6 protein-coding genes are annotated in these 5,646 nt (G+C 49.0%); 2 read left to right on the forward strand and 4 right to left on the reverse strand.

Going from position 1 to position 5,646, the window contains the following annotated elements:
* Positions 1-112 precede the first annotated feature (112 nt).
* Both QUB06_RS33905 and QUB06_RS33910 read left to right on the forward strand, forming a co-directional pair.
* Positions 113-2,467 carry a WD40 repeat domain-containing protein gene (locus QUB06_RS33905; RefSeq protein ID WP_333439144.1) on the forward strand — a complete coding sequence of 785 codons (2,355 nt, stop codon included), beginning with the start codon at positions 113-115 and terminating at the stop codon, positions 2,465-2,467.
* 69 nt (positions 2,468-2,536) lie between these two features.
* Entirely contained in the window at positions 2,537-3,298 is a 762-nt protein-coding gene (locus tag QUB06_RS33910) for a hypothetical protein (protein WP_333439145.1), read from the forward strand.
* 128 nt (positions 3,299-3,426) lie between these two features.
* Here the strand turns inward: QUB06_RS33910 and QUB06_RS33915 are convergent, their stop codons facing one another.
* From QUB06_RS33915 to QUB06_RS33930, 4 genes are all read right to left on the reverse strand, one after another.
* Positions 3,427-3,777 carry a hypothetical protein gene (locus QUB06_RS33915; RefSeq protein ID WP_333439147.1) on the reverse strand — a complete coding sequence of 117 codons (351 nt, stop codon included), beginning with the start codon at positions 3,775-3,777 and terminating at the stop codon, positions 3,427-3,429.
* Positions 3,778-3,949: 172 nt separating this feature from the next.
* Positions 3,950-4,741: a class I SAM-dependent methyltransferase gene (locus QUB06_RS33920; protein ID WP_333439148.1), complete on the reverse strand. Its 792-nt coding sequence runs from the start codon at positions 4,739-4,741 to the stop codon at positions 3,950-3,952.
* A gap of 68 nt (positions 4,742-4,809) precedes the next feature.
* Complete coding sequence (locus tag QUB06_RS33925) at positions 4,810-5,100, reverse strand: hypothetical protein (protein WP_333439150.1); 291 nt, start codon at positions 5,098-5,100, stop codon at positions 4,810-4,812.
* A gap of 158 nt (positions 5,101-5,258) precedes the next feature.
* Entirely contained in the window at positions 5,259-5,543 is a 285-nt protein-coding gene (locus QUB06_RS33930) for a hypothetical protein (protein WP_333439152.1), read from the reverse strand.
* Between the last annotated feature and the right edge of the window lie 103 nt (positions 5,544-5,646).

Genomic DNA, 5,646 nt, shown 5'->3' on the forward strand with positions numbered 1-5,646 from the left:
TTTTGACATATTTTTTCAATTTTTTTGACTGATTTAGCTATTGATTTAGCATACCAAGTAAGGAAGAACCCAAAAAAAGAAGACAAAAGATTTATTGTTGCGGGGAAGTGAATTGGCAGTTGCCGAAGTTTGGCTCAAGGAGACTCAAGCACAAAAGAAACAGCCCGCCGCGACGGAGTTACAAAAGGCATATATTGCCAAAAGTCGAGGGCATAAGCGCCAAAATCGGCTGTTGCTAACCGGGGCAGTTGTGAGTGTGATGGGGGTAGTGACGGGTCTTTGGTTGAACGCTCAAAGAATTGCCACCATTGCGACGCTGCGCGAAAATGCCGCCCGCGCTCAGTTATTGCTCCCGATCGATCCAGTGGAAGCACTCATTCTGGCGATTCAAGCCACAGGCGAAAGCAAATCGTCATTATTTACATCACAGACTGTTCTGCCCCAAGTGCAGTCTAGTTTACGAGATGCCAGCGGGGATGCCAGAGAACGAAATCTCTTACAAGGGGATGGGGGTAGCGTCATGTCAGTGGCATTGATCCGGGATGGCAAGACGATCGTCAGTGGCAGTTCGGACGGGACAATTCGCCTGTGGGATACCTCTGGCAAAGCCATCGGTCAACCCTTCAAAGGGCATGAGGGTACGGTCTTCTCAGTGGCATTTAGTCCCGACGGCAAGACGATCGTCAGTGGCGGTGATGACGAGACGGTTCGGCTGTGGGACACCTCTGGCAAAGCGATCGGTCAGCCCTTCAAAGGGCATAAGAGTCGGATCTGGTCAGTGGCATTTAGTCCCGACGGCAAGACGATCGTCAGTGGCGGTAGTGATGAGACCGTTCGGCTGTGGGACACCTCTGGCAAAGCGATCGGTCAACCCTTCAAAGGGCATGAGGGTACGGTCTTCTCAGTGGCATTTAGTCCCGACGGCAAGACGATCGTCAGTGGCGGTGATGACAAGACGGTTCGGCTGTGGGACACCTCTGGCAAAGCGATCCGTCAACCCTTCAAAAGGCATGAGAGTAGGGTCTTGTCCGTGGCATTTAGTCCCGACGGCAAGACAATCGTCAGTGGCGGTAGTGATGAGACCGTTCGGCTGTGGGACACCTCTGGCAAAGCGATCGGTCAGCCCTTCAAAGGGCATGAGAGTAGGGTCAACTCAGTGGCATTTAGTCCCGACGGCAAGACGATCGTCAGTGGCGGTGATGACAAGACGGTTCGGCTGTGGGACACCTCTGGCAAAGCGATCCGTCAACCCTTCAAAAGGCATGAGAGTAGGGTCAACTCAGTGGCATTTAGTCCCGACGGCAAGACGATCGTCAGTGGCAGTTCGGACAGGACGGTTCGCCTGTGGGAACGCTCTGGCAAAGGGATCGGTCAGCCCTTCAAAGGGCATGAGGGTACGGTCAACTCAGTGGCATTTAGTCCCGACGGCAAGACGATCGTCAGTGGCAGTTGGGACAAGACGGTTCGGCTGTGGGATATCTCTGGCAAAGCGATCGGTCAGCCCTTCAAAGGGCATGAGAGTTGGGTCTTGTCCGTGGCATTTAGTCCCGACGGCAAGACGATCGTCAGTGGCAGTTCGGACAGGACGGTTCGCCTGTGGGAACGCTCTGGCAAAGGGATCGGTCAGCCCTTCAAAGGGCATGAGGGTACGGTCAACTCAGTGGCATTTAGTCCCGACGGCAAGACGATCGTCAGTGGCAGTTGGGACAAGACGGTTCGCCTGTGGGATATCTCTGGCAAAGGGATCGGTCAGCCCTTCAAAGGGCATGAGGGTACGGTCAACTCAGTGGCATTTAGCCCCGACGGCAAGACGATCGTCAGTGGCGGTAGTGATGAGACCGTTCGGCTGTGGGATATCTCTGGCAAAGCCATCGGTCAACCCTTCAAAGGGCATGAGAATTTCGTCTTGTCCGTGGCATTTAGTCCCGACGGCAAGACGATCGTCAGTGGCAGTTCGGACGGGACAATTCGCCTGTGGGAACGCTCTGGCAAAGGGATCGGTCAGCCCTTCAAAGGGCATGAGGGTACGGTCAACTCAGTGGCATTTAGTCCCGACGGCAAGACGATCGTCAGTGGCGGTGAGGACAAGACGGTTCGGCTGTGGGACACCTCTGGCAAAGCGATCGGTCAACCCTTCAAAGGGCACGAGGATATAGTCAGGTCAGTGGCATTTAGTCCGGAAGGCAAGACGATCGTCAGTGGCGGTGATGACAAGACGGTTCGCCTGTTGCGCGGTGGCAATTGGCAAGATTGGCTGGAGGTGGCGTGCAATCGGTTAATCGCGCATCCAATCTTAGTTGCACCGGAAACGCTGCTCAAAGAAGATGCTGAAACGATCGAGGTAGCTAAAGATGCGGCTAAAACCTGTCAGCAATCGGTCTGGAACGACACCCAAAATGCCCAATTTCTGGTGAATCGAGAGCGGATAATTACAAAAAACAACGGCAAGGCCCGATTGAAGCAATAGGCCTTCTTTTCAGGACATAATAAGTATTTCCCCGGAAGCGATTCTCTTATCCTGAGTTGTATTTTTTCCATGCAAGAATCTTTCTCGATCGAATTTTCCAACGGTCTGACGGCAAAAGCTCTCTATTCTCAAGCCCATGCCGACCTGACGTTAACTCTAGAGCAACTGGGACTCTCTAGTCCGCGTCCGGTCATGGTGGTGGTTGGCGGTGCCAGTAAACTCAGCCCCGTCGATCGGGAACGGCTGCGATCGCTCTTTCTAACGGTTCTGGCTCCCCTCGCCGAGTCTTTAAATGCCTATGTCATCGATGGCGGGACTGATGCTGGGGTAATGCAAATGATGGGGGAGGCGCGATCGCAAATGGGTGGAACCTTTCCCCTGATTGGGGTTACCTGCGTCGGTCTGGCAACATTACCGAACCAGCCACCTCCAGCAGAAGATGCCTGTGGCTTAGAACCCTATCACACCCATTTTATTCTGGTTCCGGGTTCGCAATGGGGGGATGAGTCTCCCTGGATGGCGCAAATCGGCAGTGTCCTATCCGGTGGTTTGCCCTCTGTCACCATTTTAATCAATGGGGGCGAAATTACCTGGAAGGATGCAGCCCAGAGCGTGGAAGCACAGCGCCCGATCGTGGTGATCGCAGGCAGCGGAAGGACGGCGGATATTTTGGTGGCGGCGTTGAATGGAACGGTGAAAGACGAACGGGCCTCGGCACTGGTGGATTCGGGCCTGCTACAAGCGGTGGATCTGGATAACCCCAAGGCCTTAGACCGCGTTCTCAAGCAAATTGTAGCACCTGGTAGTGGCGCGTCAAACTTAAACCCGTAGGGTGTGTTGAGCAAAGCGAAACGCACCAGCCTTAGAGTGTGTTGAACGCACTCAGGGCATTAATTAGAGGATTAGAGACGCGAAAAAAGCCGTCCTAGAAAGACGGGGCTTGTATCCCTTTTTTTCGGTCATTGAGGGTGCGGGACAAGAGGAAGGGGCGATCGCAGTTTATCTAGATAATGCCCGCGATCCTCCAAATATTGCCCAGTTTTTGGAGCAATTTTTTTGAGATTTTCGGTTGATTTCCCGATAAATTTTTGAGTAATTAGCATATATGGATCTGTAGCATTTATTCGATTTTGAGCAACACCAGAGCCTTCGAGCAGCGGAAAAAGATAAGTTTTCTCAATGTCAGCAACTTCTCCCAAGGTATATAGAAAATAAGTGTCACTTTTCCGAAACTCCCTCACATTCGAGCAGTCATGTTTGACGCCAGATCGCCATTTTGCACCTGAATTCACCGCATATAAATCACTCAATTTACTAAAAGCATCTATATCCTTAACCAGGAGATTGTTGTGATATCCGATTCGATGGGAGTCAGAACTTTCTAAACTACTAAATACTTCGCAGAAGTAGTTTTGTGAACTTGAGTCAAACTTGCAGAATAACAGACAGGCATCGGGAGCATCTCACCTTTGCAGCCCTCCGCTAGAAATTGGAGTTTTGAGGCAGGAGGCAGGAGGCAGGAGGCAGAAGGAAAGAGGAAGAAGGAAAGAGGAAGAAGGAAGGAGCCAGAAGAAGGAAGGAGCCAGAAGAAGTATTTTTACAAATATGAGATGCTCCCCAGGCATCAACATTTGCATCAAAATACTTTTTAGCATCTATTTTGTAAGTTGCACAGCTAGCGAGATTAAGTTGTTTTGAATGAATGTAACTCAATAACTTTCTCGCCACGGAAGTCTTGCAAAGCATTGCCAGAGTGGCGTCACGATTTTGCAACCATTGTATCGCATGGATCAGCATCCATTCTGAGATATCGAAGTTACTTTTACCTGTTAGTGCGTCTAAGCCAGTGTGCTTTTGAAAATTACTTTTCTTCGGCAAGTTTTCACTGCCAATAGTTCCTTGTTGTGAGTTTGTTACCCAAGGAAAGTTGCCAAGAACCAGCACCATATGATTAAATTGGTTGATTAATGATGTCCAGTCAAACTCAAAAAAATCTCCGTGCTTAACCTCACATCTTTTATCCTGTAACAATTCATGCTTAGCTCTTAATTCTATTAAATAACTTTGATTGATTTCAACTCCGATAATCTTGCTGGCGGATGGAAACGAATTTGCAGCAGCTTTAATGAAATTACCTATCCCGCAAGTTGGCTCAATGATGACTTTGGGGTTAACATCAAGTTCTATCAATTTCCGACACACCATCTCGGCTAATTCCAGCGGTGTTTGAAAATCCCCGTATTCTAGTTTGGTTTTGCGATCGTTGGAATTCATCGGTTAGATTGATAAACTGCGATCGCGCCTTTATTGCCTTAGCTATCTCTCCAATCAGCGCCAGAGTCTCAACCGAGATTGATGTTTCGCCATAAATCGGCTGGAGCAAACCTAGAAAGATGACCAACATTTGTTGTCGCGATTACAACATCCACAACATCAAGAGTCGTCGCCTGTGCTGCCAAAATCATATCGCTGTCAATCGTCTTATCACCTGCTGTCGGTTGTCCTTGCTGACGAGCTTGTGTCCAAAACATCGCAGCTTGTCGCATAGCAGCAGTTGTAATGGGTAAATACTCTAGCGAGTTAGCTAATTCATCTAATCGAGCAATACCCTTTACCTTATTTGCCCGCAGCAATTATCGGCGAACTTCATAATCGGCTATTTCGGGAATAATAACTCGAGTATCGGATATAATAAGTGCTTGCAACCAGCGAGTACAAAGAGTGCTTTCAGGAGATAGCTTTGGATTAGTAACTAAACCAATTGGTCCTGCATCCAGAAAAACGACTCTGCTCACCAAGTTACACCTTTTAATTCGATAGGAAATAGCTTGCGTTCAGATAAACGATCTTCGTCAAGAGCATGAATCAGATACTCACCTGTTTCTTGCTGCTCTTCGGCATCTTCTTCATCCCTCCAAGACTGAAGCAGATTAACCAATTTTACCTGCTTTTGTTTTCGCAGAATATATTCGGTCAGCAGTTGCCGAGTGTATGCCTCTGTCGAAAGCCCTTGCTCTTGAGCTCTTTGTGTTAAGTATTGCTCTATTTCTGGTGTCAGAGTGAGGGTGAGTGTCATCGGTGTTTTTATAGCTCTACCCTTATAGGTTCTTCCTTACTTGGTATGCCAAACTAACAATTAAAATGCCAAGTAAGTAAACATCTATTTTTGTAGTTTTCAA

This window comes from Microcoleus sp. D2_18a_D3, assembly GCF_036702455.1.
Taxonomy (GTDB): domain Bacteria; phylum Cyanobacteriota; class Cyanobacteriia; order Cyanobacteriales; family Microcoleaceae; genus Microcoleus.